The sequence below is a fragment of the Streptomyces capitiformicae genome, from assembly GCF_002214185.1.
Classification (GTDB): Bacteria; Actinomycetota; Actinomycetes; order Streptomycetales; family Streptomycetaceae; genus Streptomyces; species Streptomyces capitiformicae.
The window spans coordinates 7856973-7873190 of record NZ_CP022161.1 but is presented as its reverse complement, the minus strand read 5'-3'; the positions used below and the strand labels follow the sequence as shown (position 1 = coordinate 7873190).

General features: G+C 69.1%; 14 protein-coding genes and 3 pseudogenes. 12 read left to right on the top strand and 5 right to left on the bottom strand.

Annotation, left to right across the window (positions count from 1 at the left end):
* Nucleotides 1–358 precede the first annotated feature (358 nt).
* Complete coding sequence (locus CES90_RS35285; protein ID WP_189782741.1) at nt 359–820, bottom strand: hypothetical protein; 462 nt, start codon at nt 818–820, stop codon at nt 359–361.
* Between the two features lie 196 nt (nt 821–1016).
* On the opposite strand from CES90_RS35285, the gene CES90_RS35280 reads away from it, so the two are divergent.
* The 5 genes and pseudogenes from CES90_RS35280 to CES90_RS35265 all read left to right on the top strand — a co-directional run bounded on the left by CES90_RS35280 (nt 1017) and on the right by CES90_RS35265 (nt 5469).
* Nucleotides 1017–2552, top strand: a complete 1536-nt coding sequence (locus CES90_RS35280) for an aromatic amino acid ammonia-lyase (protein ID WP_189782910.1) — start codon at nt 1017–1019, stop codon at nt 2550–2552.
* Nucleotides 2553–2602: 50 nt separating this feature from the next.
* Nucleotides 2603–3445, top strand: a complete 843-nt coding sequence (locus CES90_RS35275) for a MurR/RpiR family transcriptional regulator (protein ID WP_189782909.1) — start codon at nt 2603–2605, stop codon at nt 3443–3445.
* Nucleotides 3446–3493: 48 nt separating this feature from the next.
* Nucleotides 3494–3748: pseudogene (locus CES90_RS50285) on the top strand (hypothetical protein); the annotation flags it as partial.
* An 811-nt stretch (nt 3749–4559) separates the two neighbouring features.
* Nucleotides 4560–5255 (top strand): annotated as a pseudogene (locus CES90_RS35270) (DUF5753 domain-containing protein); the annotation flags it as partial.
* Nucleotides 5242–5469 (top strand): DUF397 domain-containing protein, encoded by a 228-nt coding sequence (locus tag CES90_RS35265; protein ID WP_189787497.1) that lies wholly within the window; start codon nt 5242–5244, stop codon nt 5467–5469. The pseudogene CES90_RS35270 and the gene CES90_RS35265, both read left to right, overlap by 14 nt.
* A gap of 25 nt (nt 5470–5494) precedes the next feature.
* Here CES90_RS35265 and CES90_RS35260 read toward each other — a convergent pair whose 3' ends face one another.
* Nucleotides 5495–6193 (bottom strand): HNH endonuclease, encoded by a 699-nt coding sequence (locus tag CES90_RS35260; RefSeq protein WP_229914365.1) that lies wholly within the window; start codon nt 6191–6193, stop codon nt 5495–5497.
* A gap of 44 nt (nt 6194–6237) precedes the next feature.
* Nucleotides 6238–7611, bottom strand: coding sequence for an AAA family ATPase (locus tag CES90_RS35255; RefSeq protein ID WP_189787496.1), 1374 nt, complete (start codon nt 7609–7611; stop codon nt 6238–6240).
* 260 nt (nt 7612–7871) lie between these two features.
* On the opposite strand from CES90_RS35255, the gene CES90_RS35250 reads away from it, so the two are divergent.
* Genes CES90_RS35250 through CES90_RS35240 form a run of 3 tightly spaced genes read left to right on the top strand, consistent with a single transcriptional unit; the run spans nt 7872 to nt 11940 of the window.
* A complete protein-coding gene (locus CES90_RS35250; protein ID WP_189787495.1) occupies nt 7872–9008 on the top strand; it encodes an ABC transporter substrate-binding protein in 1137 nt (378 codons plus the stop codon).
* Between the two features lie 42 nt (nt 9009–9050).
* Nucleotides 9051–10823 carry an ABC transporter permease gene (locus CES90_RS35245; protein WP_189787494.1) on the top strand — a complete coding sequence of 591 codons (1773 nt, stop codon included), beginning with the start codon at nt 9051–9053 and terminating at the stop codon, nt 10821–10823.
* A complete protein-coding gene (locus tag CES90_RS35240) occupies nt 10816–11940 on the top strand; it encodes an ABC transporter ATP-binding protein (protein WP_189787493.1) in 1125 nt (374 codons plus the stop codon). Before CES90_RS35245 ends, CES90_RS35240 begins: the two co-directional genes overlap by 8 nt.
* Before the next feature lie 80 nt (nt 11941–12020).
* Here the strand turns inward: CES90_RS35240 and CES90_RS35235 are convergent.
* A pseudogene (locus CES90_RS35235) lies at nt 12021–12371 on the bottom strand (ATP-binding protein); the annotation flags it as partial.
* Nucleotides 12372–12540: 169 nt separating this feature from the next.
* Nucleotides 12541–13545: a winged helix-turn-helix domain-containing protein gene (locus CES90_RS52475; RefSeq protein WP_189787492.1), complete on the bottom strand. Its 1005-nt coding sequence runs from the start codon at nt 13543–13545 to the stop codon at nt 12541–12543.
* 141 nt (nt 13546–13686) lie between these two features.
* Here CES90_RS52475 and CES90_RS35225 point away from each other — a divergent pair, with 141 nt between their 5' ends.
* The 4 genes from CES90_RS35225 (at nt 13687) to CES90_RS35210 (ending at nt 16130) form a co-directional block, all read left to right on the top strand.
* Nucleotides 13687–13881, top strand: coding sequence for a hypothetical protein (locus CES90_RS35225; protein ID WP_189787491.1), 195 nt, complete (start codon nt 13687–13689; stop codon nt 13879–13881).
* 52 nt (nt 13882–13933) lie between these two features.
* Nucleotides 13934–14749 carry an SDR family oxidoreductase gene (locus CES90_RS35220; RefSeq protein WP_229914364.1) on the top strand — a complete coding sequence of 272 codons (816 nt, stop codon included), beginning with the start codon at nt 13934–13936 and terminating at the stop codon, nt 14747–14749.
* 473 nt (nt 14750–15222) lie between these two features.
* Nucleotides 15223–15729, top strand: coding sequence for a DUF2617 family protein (locus tag CES90_RS35215; RefSeq protein ID WP_189787490.1), 507 nt, complete (start codon nt 15223–15225; stop codon nt 15727–15729).
* Nucleotides 15726–16130 carry a DUF4247 domain-containing protein gene (locus CES90_RS35210; protein ID WP_189787489.1) on the top strand — a complete coding sequence of 135 codons (405 nt, stop codon included), beginning with the start codon at nt 15726–15728 and terminating at the stop codon, nt 16128–16130. Before CES90_RS35215 ends, CES90_RS35210 begins: the two co-directional genes overlap by 4 nt.
* Nucleotides 16131–16218: the final 88 nt, after the last annotated feature.

Genomic DNA, 16218 nt, shown 5'->3' with positions numbered 1-16218 from the left:
GGCCCTGGAGTCGAAGATTTGCGCGAGTTCCGGGTTTAACTTCGCGGAAGTGGTACCAGCGTGTCACGTCCGCGCAGCACCCGCTTAACACGCGTCCGGCACATTAGTGGGTGTCGGCAGGGCGGGAGCGGCTCCCCGCCCCGGCCGGCAGCGAACGGCGCCAAGGACCTCCGGAGCGGCTCCCGGACCTCCATGGACGCCACGGACGCGCAAGCCAAGCCCTGACCCGGCCCGCGTCCCTCGCGGGGACCGCCGTCGTCCCGCCCCCCGTCAAACGGGGGTGCGGCGGTCCCCGCGCATATCTCCTCCGGGGACCCCTTCGTGACTGTTCCGGGACTGCTCCGGGACTGCTCCGGGGCTACTCCTCCCACTCCGAGTCAGCGCTCTTGCGGCCCCGCTTGCCCACGCGCGGCGACGTTCGCAGTGCCCACGCCACGTTCACGCCCACGATGCCCATCCAGGTGACGATCAGGCCGGGGAGGCCGGCGCCGCCGCCGCCGATGCCGGTGAGGGGGAGCGCGACGACCAGGGAGACGATCCCGAAGCCGTACCGTTCGCCGAAGGAGTCGGTGGACTTGGGGGAACGGGCGCCGCGGGCCACCACCATCTGCTGCTCCGCGACCTGACGCCGTACCCGGCGGTCCACCGCGCCGTCGATGCGCTGGTCGACCTTCTCCAGGAACGACTCGACGAGCGCCGACTCGTAGTCCTCACCCAGCTCTCTGCGGGCGTGCAGGGTGGCGGCGAGTTCCTTCTTCAGCTCGGCGTCCTTGAGGTCGGCGTCCTTGAGCTGCGCGTCACGGGCATCCATTCCGGTCATGCTCTTCACGGTAGGGAGCCGGGGGTGGCTTGGCACGGGGGCTAGCCCCCCTGTTTCCGCCCGGCTCTCCCTCCATTCCCCCTGTTTCCGCCCGGCTCTCCTTGCCCGGCCTGTATGACCTCATGCAGAGTTCTCGGTGTCTGAATATGTTGTGTCTGCGTGAGGGGCAAGGAGGCCGCGGGTGAGGTCCTCTCGGATGGTGGGCGCGCCGGCCGCCGTCGCCGCCGCGCCCGGTCTCGTCGTCCTCGACGGGCACGCGCTCGGCGTCGCCGACGTCGTACGGCTCGCCGACGGGCACGCCCGGCCCGTCCCCGGCAGCGAGGCGATGCGGCGGGTCGAGGAGGCCTGGGACGCCGCCCGCCGCATCGCGGCCACCGGACGCGTCTACGGCCGCTCCACCGGTGTCGGCGCCAACCGCACCGAGGACGTGCCCACCGAGGCCGCCGCCGAGCACGGCCTGCGCCTGCTGCGCAGCCACGCGGGCGCCATCGGGGAGGAACTGCCCGCCCGACAGGTACGGGCGATGCTCGCCGTACGCGCCAACCAGGTGCTCGCCGGTGGCGCCGGGCTCCGCCCGACCGTCGTCACCGCGCTGTGCGAGGCGCTGGAGAGCGGGGCGCACCCCGTGGTGAACGAGTTCGGCTCGGTCGGCACGGGTGACATCGCGGCGCTCGCCCAGATGGGGCTCGCGCTGGCCGGCGAACATCCGTGGGTCGGCTCCGGCGCCCCCGCGCCCCAGCCGCTGGACAACAACGACGCCCTCGCGCTGATCAGCAGCAACGCCCTCACCCTCGGCCAGGCCGCGCTCGCCCTGCACGAGTTGCGAGGGCTGATCGCCGCCACCCAGGTCGTCGCCGCGCTCTCCCTGATCGCCGTGGACGGCTCGCACGAGGCGTACGCGGCGCCCGTACACGTCGCTCGCGCCCATCGGGGGTCGCGCGAAGTGGCCCGGCGCATGCGGGCGTTGATCGGCGCGGACGAGCGCCCCACTCCGCCGCTCGGGCGGATCCAGGACCCGTACGGCTTCCGCTGCCTGCCCCAGATCCACGGGCCGGCGCTGGACGCGGCGGACGCGTTGGAGCGGGTGCTGGAGGTGGAGCTCAACGCGGCCGCGGAGAACCCGCTGATCTGCCCCGAGGACATGGCCGCGTACCATCACGGCGGCTTCTACCAGGCCCAGCTCGCCCTCGCCCTCGACCACTTCAGACTGGCGGTTACCCAGGTGGCACGCCTGTCGACGTCCCGGCTGTCGTCGCTCAACGAGCCCGCGTACACACGGCTGCGGCCCTTCCTCGCCGACCACGAGCCCGCCTCGTCGGGGGTGATGATCCTGGAGTACGCCGCCGGAGCCGCCCTCGGTGACCTGCGCGCCTTCTCCGCGCCCGCGTCGCTCGGCCACGCTGTACTCTCCCGGGGCGTCGAGGAACAGGCCAGCTTCGCCTCGCTCGCCGCACGTCAGACACTGCGGGCGTGCGGCGCGTACCGTCTCGTCGTCGGCTGCGAACTCGTCGCCGCCGTACGGGCGCTGCGCCAGCGTGACCTCAAGGCGGACCCGGAGCTGCCCGTCGGGCGGGCGCTGGAGCTGGCGGAGGCCGTGCTCGACGCGGACCCGGCCGACCGGCCGCTGACGGGGGACGTGAGCGCGGCGGCGGCGTTGCTCGATCGGTTCACCGAGATCTGGGCGGACATTCATGGCGTTCCGTCGGACAGGCAGAGGGAGGGCGCGTCGTGAGCGCGGACAGGAGCGCGGACAGGGGCGCGGACAGGAGCGCGGACAGGAGTGTGGGGGTGACGGACAGTCCCGCCGCGCGGCTTCAGGCTCTCTTCGAGGGGCACCGGCTGACGCCCACTCAGCGGCGTATCGCGCACAGCATGGTGCGGCGGGCCGCGGACGTGCCGTTCCTGTCGAGCGTGGAGCTGGCGGAGCTGGCCGGGGTCAGCCAGCCGTCCGTGACACGGTTCGCGGTGGCGCTCGGCTTCGACGGCTACCCGGCGCTGCGCCGGCATCTGCGGGAGGTCGCGCCGACCGAACCGGTGACGTCCACCGCCTCGTACAACGAGTACCAGCAGGCCGTCGAGGCCGAGATCGACAACCTGCGCCATCTGGCCGAGGTGCTCGCCGACCCGGCCCCGGTGGCGAGGGCGGGGCGACTGCTCGCCGCGTCCCGGCCGCTGCCGGTGCTCGGGCTGCGCGCTGCCGCCTCCCAGGCGTACGGCTTCTCGTACTTCGCCGCGAAGGTCCATCCGGACGTACGGCCGCTGCACGAGGGCGGGAGCATGCTCCACGACCGTATCGACGCGGCCGTACGGGCCGGGGCGACCGCGCTGCTGTGCTTCGCGCTGCCCCGGCATCCACGCGAGGTCGTGGACGCCCTCGCATACGCCAAGGAGGCCGGGCTGACCGTCGTCACGGTCGCAGACTCCGCCTTCGCACCCGTCGCCAAGGTCTCCGACCTGCTCCTTCCCGCAGCCGTCGGCACCGGGCTCGCCTTCGACACCGCGTGTGCGCCGATGCTGCTCGGGCGGGTGCTGCTGGAGGCGATGTGCGACGACCTGCCTCAGGCGCAGGCGCGCTTGGAGGAGTTCGACGCGAAGGCGGCGGCGAGAGGGTTGTTCGTGGAGTGAGCCGTCGGAGCTCTTGCGCGGTTTCTCGGGCGAGTTTCACGTTGGCCGGCGCTGGGCTCCTCCTTCGCGATCCCCGCGGCGGGCGGCATGCTCCTGGCCGGCACCGGCACGGGCCTATGGCTCCGCGCGGGGCGCCTCGGGCGCCTGGAGCGTGCCGAGGGGCAGTTGTTCTGGGTGCGTGTGGATTGGCTGTCGAGGCAGGGTGGCCGGCCTGCGGGCAAGACGGTGGCCGGCTATCGGGTGACGGGGGTGGAGGCGGGGGATGCGGCGCCGGGGGGTGGGAAGAGGAGCGGGCGCGGGTGAGCTCGGGTTGTGCGCGTATGAGCTCGGACGGGGTGGGTTGTGTGGCGGGTGCGGCTGGGGCTTCCCACCTGGTGCTACTTCCTCTGGAACCTCTAGATCCCAGTCTCCAGGTGTCCACGATCAAGGGGAAGCTTCACTCCCGAGCGCCGCCCTGCGTGTAGTTGGCGCCCCAGTATCGCCTGCACTGCTTGACCGCCGCCTTTCGGTTGTCGTCCCGGCGAGTCTTGTTGACCGTCCGGTGCAGCGGTGCCTTAGCCGTCTGGCCGGGCACCTTCTTCGCCGACATGTACGGCTTCGTGTCCTCGGGGTTCGTGAAGGCCGTCTTGATGTGCTGCGCCACTGCGCGCTCCTCGGCGCCGGCCTTCGTGCTGTAGATCAGCGTTCCGATGTAGGCGAATGAGGCCGCGCCTCGCTTGTCGGGGTTGCCGCCGCCGTTGGAGTTCGCCAGGTACTTCGCGGCGTCCCAGCGCGGCGGCAGGAAGAACAGGTCGCCCTTGAGAGCACCGGTGAGCGTGACGTTGGGTGGCGGTGTGATGGTGACGGAGGGCTGGTAGATCGAGGCGATCAGATCTGTGGCGCCCTGGCTCCCCTGGCCAGGCTTGGCATGGACGGTTTCGTTGTACGTGCGCAGCACCTTGAGCTCGGCAAAAGTCTTCGTTCCAGGCATGTTGCCGCCCCGGGTGTAACGGACTCCGGACGGCCAACTCTTGGGAATCTTCCCCTTGACACCGATCTTCATAGCGGGCGCCTCGGTGGTGCCCTGCGATTGCATATCGGTTGAGCGAGCCACCGTCCGGCTGGCGCCCCTTTCAGCCATTACGAGGCGGGCAGGCGGCTTCCGAAGCCGGATGACGCGCGGCGGATCGACCAGGCGCTGAGCACGGACGGGTTCTTTGAACGGTGGTTGGAGTACCTGGAGTCGAAGTACACCGATCACTTCGCCGCCGTGGCCGAGCTGGAACAACAGGCCACGCTGATCCAGCAGTTCGCACTGACGCTGATTCCTGGCGTGTTCCAGACCGAGGCTTACGCACGCGCCCTGTTCCGTGCGTACCGGCCGAACCACACGGCAGAGGAGCTTGACGAAGCCGTTGTCATCCGAACAAAGCGTTCCCGCATTCTCGACGGGCCCATGAAGCCGGTCGTCTGGACCCTGCTCGACGAGTCCGTACTACGGCGCCGTGTCGGTGGTTCCCAGGTCATGGCAGAACAGCTGGGCAGGGTTGCGGACTTGGCTGAGGCGGGGCGCCTGCGACTGCATGTACTGCCGTACGAGGTGGGGGCGCACGCGCTTCAGCAGAGTTTGCTCACGCTCATGAGCTTTGAGGACTCTGCCCCAGTGGCGTACGCCGAAGGGTTTCTCACCGGCAACTTGATGGATGATCCGGCGCTGGTGACTGCCAGCCAGACGGCCTACGCTCTCGCGTTGAGCGACGCGTTGTCGCGAGAGGATTCACTGGCCCTCGTTCGGGCAGCAGCAGAGGAACACGCGCATGGTCAGCAGTGAACAGAGCGTCTCCGACTCGTCCATCCTCACCGGGTGGTACAAGTCCAGCTACAGCGGCGGCGACCAAGGCGAATGCCTCGAAGTAGCCCACGGCCACGCCCGCGTCCCCGTCCGCGACAGCAAGACCGCCACCGGCCCGGCGCTGCTCTTCTCCGCCCCCGGCTGGGCGGCGTTCGTCAGCGCCGTCAAGGACGGCACTTTCGGTTCGGGTTGAGTGACGGCCGGGCCCACCGGTCCGGTCACTCTTGATCCAAGAACCTCGCGCGTAGCTCCGGATCGCGGAGGAGGCCGAGTACGTCGTCCTCGCCGTCGAACAAGGCCGCGGCGACGGGAAGTACGGACTGGTGGAACATCGAGGCGAGGACATCGGCCAGGGGACGGTTCCAGGCTGTGCGCACAGTGACCCGTGCGTTCTCGTACTGTCCCTTGTCGGTGTGGATGCGCCACAAGGTGAGGGAGTCCCTGGCCGTCGAGTACGCGAGGAGACGCCCCTGGACCAGTGAGCGCCGGTTGAGTCCGAAGACCTTGATGCTGGCCTCTCCTTGCGGGGTGCGATGCGTGTATTCGCCGGCTCCCAGGACCAGATGGAGGTGCTCCAGCGGTTCCTGCACGGTCGGGTCGATGAGCAGCGGGCGCCCGTTCTCGTCGTACGGGAACGAGTTCCTCTTGTGGTGGCTGTTGCACATCGAGCACGCGTACAGGTGGTTCTGCCAGTCGAAAGTGCGCTGCGGGGCGAGGGAGAGCGGCTCGAAGTGGTCGATGTCCATTGCCTCGTTGTTGCCGCAGTACATACAGAGTTCGTAGCCGGGAGCCATCCCCCTCAGCGCGGCTATGAGGTCGGGGCGGATGTTTCTGCGTACGGTCGTGTGTCCCCACAGTTCGCGGGCCTTGACCACGCGTTCGGTGGCTCGGGCGATGGCGACCGTGTACGCGTCCATGCGCGACACCGTGTCCGCCGGTAACGCCGCCCGGTGCAGGCGGATCACTCGCCGTCCCCGTCCCTCACCTCGTCGGCGAGTCTCTTCAGCTGGGCGGCCGTCTCGTCCAGCCGGGCGCTCGATGAGCTGGTGAGCAGCCGCTTCAGGCTCCGGTGCCGTTCGACCGTCTCTTCGTCCGCCTGGCCGCGCAGGATGTCCATCTCCAGGGCCACCAGTTCGCCCCTCTTGCGTTCGGCCTGCTCCGAGTACGGGGAGTCCAAGCCGAACAGGTCGGAGAGCGCGGCGTCGTCGCCGCTGCCGTAGACCACGCGCTGGTAGAGGGCTTCGGAGACCACCTCCGGTGGCCGCTCCTCGTCGACTCCGGGGAGCCTGATCAGACCGCCGGGGTCGGCCGATTGGCAGATGTACGGGCTGTGCGTGGTGACGATGAACTGGATGTTGGGGAAGTGGGAGGTCAGCCAGGAGCCGATGCGGCGCTGCCAGGAGACGTGGAGGTGGGCGTCGATCTCGTCGATGATCACGACGCCTGGTGTCACGAGAGCAATCGATCTCCCTCTGGCCTCCCAACGGTCGGACGCCCAGAGGCCGGCGCCGAACACGTCGTGCAGCTGCTTGAGAATGTCGACGACGAGGGCCGCCACGGTCCGGAATCCATCGCTCATCGCCCGCAGCGGGAAGTAGCTCCCATCACGCTCGACCCACAAGCCGTCGGAGTCGACGTCCATGATCCGGTACCCGTCCGGCAGTAGTCCGTCTGTCAACAGTGCCAGTGCGTATGCCTTCAGACTGGGGGCGCCTGTCTTGCGTTCGAGGGCGCGCAGGTGCTGCTCGATCAGCCAGGCGACTCCTTCGGCCAGTGAGGCGTCCTCATGGAAAAGGGTCGCCTGTCTGGCCACCGGCCCGGATGCCAGCATCAGCCGCTGCACCTCGCCGGAACCTCCTGCCATTCGCCGGAACGCCCCGTACCCCGCGCAGAACCAGCCCTCCGGATTGTCCGCCCAGGGACCCAGGACAGGGCTGGCGATATAGGGCTCGTCGTACTGGATGGAGTGCAGTGAAGGCAGCCCCCGATTGAGGGGCACCTCCCAGACAAGCCCAGCTTTGAGGTGGCGTCCGAGGTCGTAATTCCCTGCGGGGAGGTCGTATGTCGCGTCCCGGGTGATCTCGACCTCGACCCGTCCCAGTGCGAGCCCCTGCGTTACCCAGTCCGCGAATGCCGGCACCAGACTGCGCGCCACCGCCGGCCCACTCAGCGCCAGCGCCATCGCCCGCAGCAGCGTCGTCTTACCCGACCCGTTGCGCCCCGCGAGCACCGTCCACCCCGCATGACTCCCGTCAGGCCGTGTCAGCGTCAGGTCGACCTCGCGGGGGCCGTGGAAGGACTTGATGTCCTGTACTCGGATCCGGCTGACATACATGGAAGTCGAGGTCCATTCGTTCAGGTCGAGGAACCCTTCAGACCAGTCGATCCTACGACGGTGATCCCATGCGCCCGGCCCACCGCCGCCCGGCGATCATTCCCAGCCACTCCCCCCCCTCGAGGAGGGTGACTCGCGTCACTAACAAAACGACCAATACGAGCAGTAAGAGCTCTGACGGCTGAAGGATTTACCGGCCTGACCTGGGTCCATAACCTCCCGGCAACAGCTGCCAGAAGGCACGCGCCAGGAGGAGAACCATGGCCAGATCCAGCCACATCGGCATTACCGCGCTCGCCGCGACGCTCGCGCTCGGCACCCTGGCCGCGTGCGGCGGTGGGGACGACGCGCCGAAGGTCGCGGAGAACAAGATCTCCGCGGGCCAGGTGCCGGACTACTACCCGGCGGACTACTCCGACCTGATCGAGGCGGCGAAGAAGGAGGGCGGCGAGCTCACCGTCTACTCCAACCTCGGCGACGAGAACATGGCCCCGGTCGTCCGGGACTTCAAGAAGAAGTACGACTTCATCAAGACCGTCTCCGTCAGCGAACTCGACAGCGACGAACTGTTCCAGAAGACCCTCTCGGAGAACGCGGCCGGGTCCTCCCCGGCGGACGTGCTCATCTCCAGCGCGGCCACCGCGTGGGCGGACTTCTCCGGTCGCAAGGGCACGGTCCTGGAGTACAAGTCCCCGGAGCTGACCGAGCTGGGCGACAGCGCGGAACTCCTCCCCAGCGTGTACTCCATGTCGCAGGACCCGATGACCATCGCGTACAACACCACGCTGATGGAGACCCCGCCGACCACCCTGACGGACTTCGCGAAGATCGTGACGTCGGACGAGGGCAAGTACAAGAACAAGGTGACGGTCCGCGACCCGGAGGGCTCCTTCGGCTTCACGGTCACGCACGCGCTCACCGAGGGCAACCCGGAGGCGTGGAAGGACCTGGAGAAGATCCTCCCGCTGACCCGTCCGGAGACCTCCTCCGGCACCCAGCTGGAGAAGATCGTCGCCGGTGAGTACTCGGCCGGCTTCCTGATCAGCGCCTCGCCCGCGTACCCGGTGGTCGAGGACAGCGCCGGCCTGGTGAAGATCGTCTTCCCGAAGGACGGCACCGTCGTCCTGCCGCGCGGCATCGGCATCGCCGCCGAGGCCCCGCACCCGGCGACCTCGAAGCTGTTCCTGGACTTCGCCCTGTCGGAGGAGGGCCAGCGGGCCGTCGCCGAAGGCGGTCTGGCGTCGTACCGCGAGGGCGTCGAGGGCGAGGGGCTCCACACCTACCAGGAAGTCGTCGACGCGGTCGGTGAGGAGAACATCATCCACGTCAAGTACGAGCCGATCGCGAAGAACGACGCCGCGGCCTGGCTGGAGCGCTTCGACGGACTCCGTAAGTAGGCAGCCTCCCCCACGGACTTGGGACGATCGGAGTCAGAGCAGATGTCAACCCTCACCCAGCCGCCCCGCACACCGGCCGGCGAGTCACACGCGCAGACGTTCAAGCCGCCGCGTTACCGCCGCCCCCTCGGCATCGGACGGGACACGGTCGTCCAGTACGCGGTACTGGCGTTCCTCGCCGTGCTGGTGCTGGCCCCGATCGTCCCGACCCTCTACCAGAGCATCCGCAACCGCCCGCTCTACGAGGCGGGCGGCGCCTTCACCCTCCGCGGCTACACCAACCTCTTCACCGAGGCCGGCTTCGGTGAAGTCGCCCTGAACACCCTGCTGTTCGCGTCCCTGACGACCATCCTGAGCCTGGCCATCGCCATCCCCATGGCCATCGTGGTCGTACGGACGAAGCTGCCGGGCGGGCGGCTGATCGCGCTGGCGATGCAGTGGCCGTTCTTCATCTCGTCGCTGATCCTGGGCTTCGGCTGGATCATCATGTACGGCCCGGCCGGGTTCGTCAGCGTGAAGGTGCAGCAGGTCTTCGGCGGCGTCCCGTGGAACCTGTACTCGATCCCCGGCATGGCCCTCACCGAGGCCGTGGCGCTCGCCCCGATCGCGTACGTCTTCTGCGCCAACGCGCTCAGGCAGTCGGACGCCTCACTGGAGTCGGCGGCCCAGGTCTGCGGCGCCGGGCCGTTCAGGATCCTGGCGCAGGTGATCGTCCCGCTCCTCCGCCCGCCGATCGTCTACAGCGCGATCCTCGTCTTCTCCGTCTCCATCGAGACGCTGAGCGTGCCGCTGCTGTACGGCCAGCCGGTCAACATCGACGTCTTCTCCACCTTTCTCTACCACAACGGACTTCAGTCGGTGGACCCCGACTACACGATGCTGGGCGCGGCGTCGACGGTCATCCTCGTCGTCACGCTCAGCCTGGTGGCCGTACAGGCGAAGCTCCTGAAGGACGCGGCCCGTTTCGTCTCCGTACGCGGCAAGGTGACCCGCCCGCGCAAGCTGGATCTGGGCTGGCTGAAGTGGGTGAGCATCGCCTGCATCTGGTTCTACGTGATCGTCGGCGCCCTCGTCCCGATCGCGGGCCTGGTGATGCGCTCCTTCACGCTCGTCTTCACCCCCCTCCAGTCGCCGTTCAAGACGGTCACGACGAAGAACTACGAGCTCGTCTTCGACTCCGACAACTACGTGCAGTCGCTGTGGAACAGCCTGATCGTGGCGGGCGTCGGCTCGGTGGTCGTCAGCGCGCTCGCCGTGTTCGCGGTGATGGTGGCCCGCCGCTCCACCTTCCGCTGGGGCCGGGCGGTGGAGTATCTCGCCCTGATCCCCCAGTCGCTGCCCGGCATCATCATCGGCATCGGCTTCTTCTGGGCCTTCGCACTGGCGCCCTTCGGGATGGGCTCGGTCCTCCAGGGCACGATCTACGCCGTCATCATCGCCTTCGGCATGCGGGCCCTGCCCAGCGCGTTCGGCTCGGTCGCCCCGGCGATCATGCAGATCGGCGGGGAGCTGGACAACGCGGCCCGGGTGTCCGGCGCCGACTGGCTCATGACCTTCTTCCGGGTCCTACGGGCCCTGATCACGCCGGCGTTCGCCGGGGCCCTCGTCCTCACCTTCGTGATCATGCTCAAGGAGTACTCCCCGGCCGTCTTCCTCAGCTCGGCCGACAACAACATCCTCGGCACCACCATGCTCAGCCTGTGGACGCAGGGCAGGGCCGGTTCCGTCGCCGCACTGGCAACCCTCCAGATCGCCATCACCGCGGTCTTCGTCGCACTCGCAGGACTGCTCATGAAGGGAAAGCACCATGCCTGAGGTGACCGTCAAGAACCTGGCCAAGACGTTCGGGGACAACTCCGTCCTGCGCGATGTCACCTTCACCATCAAGGACGGCGAGTTCTTCACCCTGCTGGGCGCGAGCGGCTGCGGCAAGTCGACGACGCTGAACTGCATAGCGGGCCTTGAGCACCCGACGGAGGGCTCGATCGCGGTGGGCGGCAGGCCGTTCGTGGACGCGTCCGCCGGTGTCTTCCTTCCTCCCGAGGAACGCAACCTCGGCATGGTCTTCCAGTCGTACGCGCTCTGGCCGCACATGACGATCGCGAAGAACCTGGCGCTGCCGCTCAACATCCGCAAGGTGCCGAAGGAGAAGCAGAAGACCCTGATCCACGACGCCCTCGACAAGGTGGGCCTCGCGGAGTTGTCCGCCCGCTACCCGCACCAGCTCTCGGGCGGCCAGCAGCAACGAGTGGCGCTGGCCCGGGCGTTGGTCTACTCCCCGACCGTACTGCTCCTGGACGAACCCCTCTCCAACCTGGACGCGAAGCTGCGCGAGCAGGCGCGGGCGTGGCTGAAGCGGCTCCAGGAGGAGTTGGGCATCACGACGGTGTACGTGACGCACGACCAGGAGGAGGCGTTGGCGCTCAGCGACCGCATCGCGGTGATGGAAGGCGGCAACATGATCCAGATCGGTACGCCGCACGAGATCTACGAGCGCCCCGCCGCGCCCGCGGTGGCCGCCTTCGTGGGCCGCTGCAACTTCCTGACCGGCAAGGTGGTGGGGCAGGACGGCAACCGGCACAGCGTCCGCCTCGACGCGAGCGGGGACGTCGTGCGGGTCGACAGCGAACGGCCGGTCGTGGTCGACGACTCGGTCACGGTGGCGGTCCGCCCGGAGCGCTTGGAGGTCACGGCGGCGGAGGGGGCAGCCGGCGCGAACAGACTCAGCACCCAGGTCATCACCAGCTCCTACGTCGGCTCCCGCTACGAGTACGACGTCCGCCTCGGCGACCAGGTCGTCCAGGTCCTGAGCGGCAACGGTGGCCTGTCGGGCGAGGTGGCCCTGGTCTTCGACCCGTCCCACGCGCTGCTCTACGCCGACAGGGTCGAACTGCCGGAGGACCAGCGGGACTTGCTGACGGTCGCGAAGTAACAGCCCCCCTCCCCCGGCCCCGGGAGGGCCGCCTCCCCCGGCCCTCCCGGGGACACTCATGTAGTCAGCGACTTCGACGGGGTCAGGCCGCGGCCCGAGTCGTCGAGGGGACGGGCCGGGCGTACGGCGCCGGGGCCGGGGCCGGGCGGCAGTCGTTCGGCACGGGTGTCGGTGATCTCGATACGGAGTGGGCCGGTGGGGAGGGAAAGGCGTAACTCGCAGTCCCGGCCCGGGACGCGGCCGTGCGTCACCGCGTTCGCCGACAGCTCCGCCACGACGACACCCGCCTTCTCCGACAGCTCCGCCACGACGACACCCGCCTTCTCCGACGCCTCCGAGCCGTGCGGGATGCCCCAGGCATGCAGCTGATTCAGGGCCAGGTGTCTGGCGAGGCGGGCGCCGAGCGGGGTCGAGCTGAAGCGTTGCGTGATCTGCCCGGCGCAGTACGGTGAGCAGGGCGGAGTGCGGGCGCGGCCGAACTCCCGCTTCGGTCCGGTCCCGCAGCCGGCGCCAGGCTGTCACGCCGGAGCAGCCCACGGTCTCTGCGGCACCTCGCGCCGGGCAACACCGGTCCGCGGCAAGTACATGACACAGGCGAGGTCAGTTCGGCAGGGGGTTCGTGAGCAGCTCGAGAAGGGCTGAGCCGCGGGGAGTTCGGTGCAGGCGGACCTGGCGGCCGTAGCGTTGCCGGTCGAGGAGCCCTGCGGCGGCGAGTTGGTCGCAGTGGTAGGTGACGGTGCTGACGCCGAGTTGCAGGGCGTGGGCCAGTTCACTGACGGACGGCGGCTGGGACAGGTGGCGCAGGATCGCCGCCCGGACCGGGCCCAGCACGAGGTTCAGGGCATCCCCCGGTGGGGGCTGGGCGGCCTGGACGCGGGTGACGATGCCGGCGAGGCCAGGCAGGGGGTAGCCGATCCAGATGTGGTCGTCGCCTTCGATGCCGTACATCCCGGCGGCGAAACCGGAGGCGAGGGGGACCAGGACGAGCGTGCGGTCGCCGAGCCGGGTATGGGGCTCGGAAGCAGGGTGCGGTAACCGCAGGGCGCCGTCCTGGTAGTGGACGACGGAGTCCAGGCCCGCCAGCACCGGAGCCAGGCCGCCGGTCACCGCGGCGATGCCGATCCGTTCCATCTCCCGGCCGAAGAGCCGGTCCGCCTGTGCCCACACCGGGGCGAAGACTTCCCAGGCCGCGGTCACCAGCTTCTGGTAGGCGGCCACGAAGCCCTGGGAGTCGTTCAGAACGCTCCGCCACAGGGGCGGCATGCCGGTGTCGGGGAACCGGGATGTCACTTCGGCCGTGAGCCGGTCAGGGTCGAGGTCGTGCAGTTCGTCGAGGAGCGCATCCATGTCGACGGCGTGTACGTCGCGGGTCAGGGCGAGACAGTCGGGCACCCAGCAGTCCCGCGACCGGAAAAGCGGCAGCGCCGGGACAGCGGTGGCTGGTGTCGCCTTCTGCTGAATGAGCTGCCGCCACGGCCGTGGCACACCCTGCGGGCAGCCTCCCCACACGTCCTTCAGTACGGAAAAGAGCGTCGCGCCCGGATGACGGCTCACGCCGACGCGCACCTGTTCCAGGGACCCCAGTTGCAGCGTGTCGCCGGTCAACTCCCGCTCCTCACCTGGGCAGTGCGAGCTTTCGAGGATAGTCGAAAGGCTCGCTGTCCCCGCTGGAACGGCAGAGGATCGCTGTGCGGGTGGTGGTCGAGACCTCACCCATACCGGATCACGCATCAGTCAGGAGTTCCCGTGCGCATCAAGATCCCGGCAGCGATCGGCGAAGCGGCGGTCGCCCTCGTGCTGGCCGCCGGCACGGCCCAGGCCGGCCAGTACCAGACACATCAAGCCCTCTCGGCCGACGGCCCGTTCAAGGCCGTAGCGATCGTCATCGATGGCCCATTCACAGCCGACGCCGCCACCGGCAACCCGAGCCCGATCGGCTGACGCACCCGACGCAAAGCTGAAGTACCCGACGCAACAGAGAGGAGCACCGACTGTGTCGACGGAAGCAAGCGGAATGGCCGACCTGGCCGGCAGGACGGCATTGGTGACGGGAGCTTCCCGGGGAATCGGGCGATCCATCGCACAACGGCTCGCCGCCGAAGGGGCCCTCGTCGCCGTGCACTACGGCACCAACGACGACGCGGCAAGGAAGACCGTGGCGGCGATCCACAGATCCGGCGGGCGGGCCTTTCCCCTACGCGCCGAGCTGGGCGTGGACGGGGACGTGGACACCCTGTTCGCGGCGCTGGAGACCGAGCTCCAGGACCGGCCCCTGGACATCCTGGTGAACAACGCCGCCGTCATCGACTACGGCGCCTCCATCCATGCGGCGACCCCGAAGAGCTACGAGCGTGTGTTTGCGATCAATGTGCGGGCACCGTTGTTCATCACCCAGCGGGCGCTGCGCCTGATGCCCGACGGCGGCCGCATCATCAACATCTCCTCGGGCGTGACCTGGTTCGCCACGCCCGAAATCGTGTACGCGATGACCAAGGGCGCGCTCAACGTCTTCGGCCGATCACTCGCCCATACCGTGGGAACGCGCGGCATCACGGTCAACACCGTCTCCCCAGGCATCACCGAGACCGACATGAACGACTGGCTCCGCAGCGCCGAGGCCACACGGCACGTCGCCACCATGACCGCACTCGCCCGTCCCGGCAGGCCGGCCGACATAGGCGATGTCGTGGCTTTCCTCGCCTCGGACGACGCCCGCTGGATCACCGGCCAGACCATCGAGGTCAACGGCGGCCTGCTCCTGGGGCCAGTCCCCGCTCAAAGCGCCACCACCGAAGTCCCGGCCCACTGAATCCGAACCACGGGGCGGTGGGAGGAGGTGGCCGCCTTCGTCGCGTTCATGGGCTACTTGCGCCACATCATCGCGGAATGTAGTACCGGCGCGCAGGCGGGTAATGTCCTGGACCGGGCCGCCACAATGACGTGACAGCAAGAGGTGGGCGGACGGACGCACGTCGTCCGGGCCCGCCCGGGTGTCAGAGGGCCGCTGGCAGTGCTTCAGGCCAGGAGAGTTGCCACCGTGTCGGTCCAGGCGATGCGGACGATGTCCCGTGCCTTCCGGCTCCGGCCGTGGTGGGTGGCGGCGCGCCACATGTCGAGGGTGTCCCTCGCGGTCACGTGGGCGTCGCGGCGCCCCAGTGAGGGCGCGGACCGACCCCTGAGGGGCGGGGGCTCTTCACCCCGTCCCTCCCCAGCCCTCAAGTCCCACGAACACATGTGTCATACTCGGGCGCCGATCATGGCAGGAAACGACCGGGGGATCGTGTGTACGCCGTTTCTCTGGACGCCCCCTATCTGGACACGGATGCGGATCAACTCTGCTTCTCGCTGAGCCTGACGGAGCGTCCGGCGCTGGCAGAGCGTGTGGTGTCGCTCGGCGGGCTGGACGTGCGGCTGCGGCTGCTCGGGGCCTCGCACCAGGTGTTCGCCGGTCCCGTGCGGGAGACGGTGGCCTGTCTGCAGGGCGCGGTGAGGGGGCTGCCCGAGACCTGCACCCGTCATCTGCCGGGCTGGGTCTACGAATTCGGCGCCACCACCCGCCGACTGGGCCCTGAGGAGTTCAGCGCCGAGGTGGCACAGGTCCTCGACCAGGCAACCGACACCGAGCACAGCCTGTGCGGAGTCTTCCCCGGCTCGCCGGAAGCGATCACCGCGGTGGTCATCGAGATGGTCGAGGGACCGTACGGCGCCGGGCTCGTCTGGCGCACCTGGCACACGTATCCGCAGAACGGTCGGATCGTATCGACGCACAGCCGGCTGGAGGCCCGATGAACAGCGCCCGACTCGTCCGCGCAGCGGTGGCAGCCGTGCTGGCCGCGACCCTGCTCACCGCCTGCTCCAGCGACGGGGACGACGGCGCGGTCCCGCGCGAGTGGATCAGGAAGACGTACACCGCGACCGGGTCGGACTGGCTCGACTCGGACAGCACCCCGAGCGAGGTCGCCCAGGCGATCCACACCGAGCGGACGGCCCTGGACCGTGCCTCCGGCGACAGCATGGAGTTCCTGCGCTACGGCGACGACATGGTCACCGTCTCGCCGTACCGGAGCGGCAGCCTGATCGAGATCGAGGACTACCGCAACGGCTACCACCGCCACCAGCGGCACCTCACCTACTGGCAGGACCCGGACAGCGCGAGCTTCCGCGGCGGCGGCCCCGGCGAGGGCAAGTAACGCCCGGTGACCGGCCGGATCACCCCCCGACGCGTCCCACGTTCCTCCCGCACAGCACCTGATCACGCCCCGACCCCGCCCCCAAGAA

What these genes read in the sequence shown, in the direction of transcription:
- CES90_RS35240 (WP_189787493.1), top strand. Translation starts at nt 10,816, where the DNA reads ATGCCTGAGGTGACCGTCAAGAACCTGGCCAAGACGTTCGGGGACAAC.
- CES90_RS35285 (WP_189782741.1), bottom strand. Translation starts at nt 820, where the DNA reads ATGACCGGAATGGATGCCCGTGACGCGCAGCTCAAGGACGCCGACCTC.
- CES90_RS35280 (WP_189782910.1), top strand. Translation starts at nt 1,017, where the DNA reads ATGGTGGGCGCGCCGGCCGCCGTCGCCGCCGCGCCCGGTCTCGTCGTC.
- CES90_RS35260 (WP_229914365.1), bottom strand. Translation starts at nt 6,193, where the DNA reads ATGGACGCGTACACGGTCGCCATCGCCCGAGCCACCGAACGCGTGGTC.
- CES90_RS35245 (WP_189787494.1), top strand. Translation starts at nt 9,051, where the DNA reads ATGTCAACCCTCACCCAGCCGCCCCGCACACCGGCCGGCGAGTCACAC.
- CES90_RS35210 (WP_189787489.1), top strand. Translation starts at nt 15,726, where the DNA reads ATGAACAGCGCCCGACTCGTCCGCGCAGCGGTGGCAGCCGTGCTGGCC.
- CES90_RS35255 (WP_189787496.1), bottom strand. Translation starts at nt 7,611, where the DNA reads ATGTATGTCAGCCGGATCCGAGTACAGGACATCAAGTCCTTCCACGGC.
- CES90_RS35250 (WP_189787495.1), top strand. Translation starts at nt 7,872, where the DNA reads ATGGCCAGATCCAGCCACATCGGCATTACCGCGCTCGCCGCGACGCTC.
- CES90_RS35265 (WP_189787497.1), top strand. Translation starts at nt 5,242, where the DNA reads ATGGTCAGCAGTGAACAGAGCGTCTCCGACTCGTCCATCCTCACCGGG.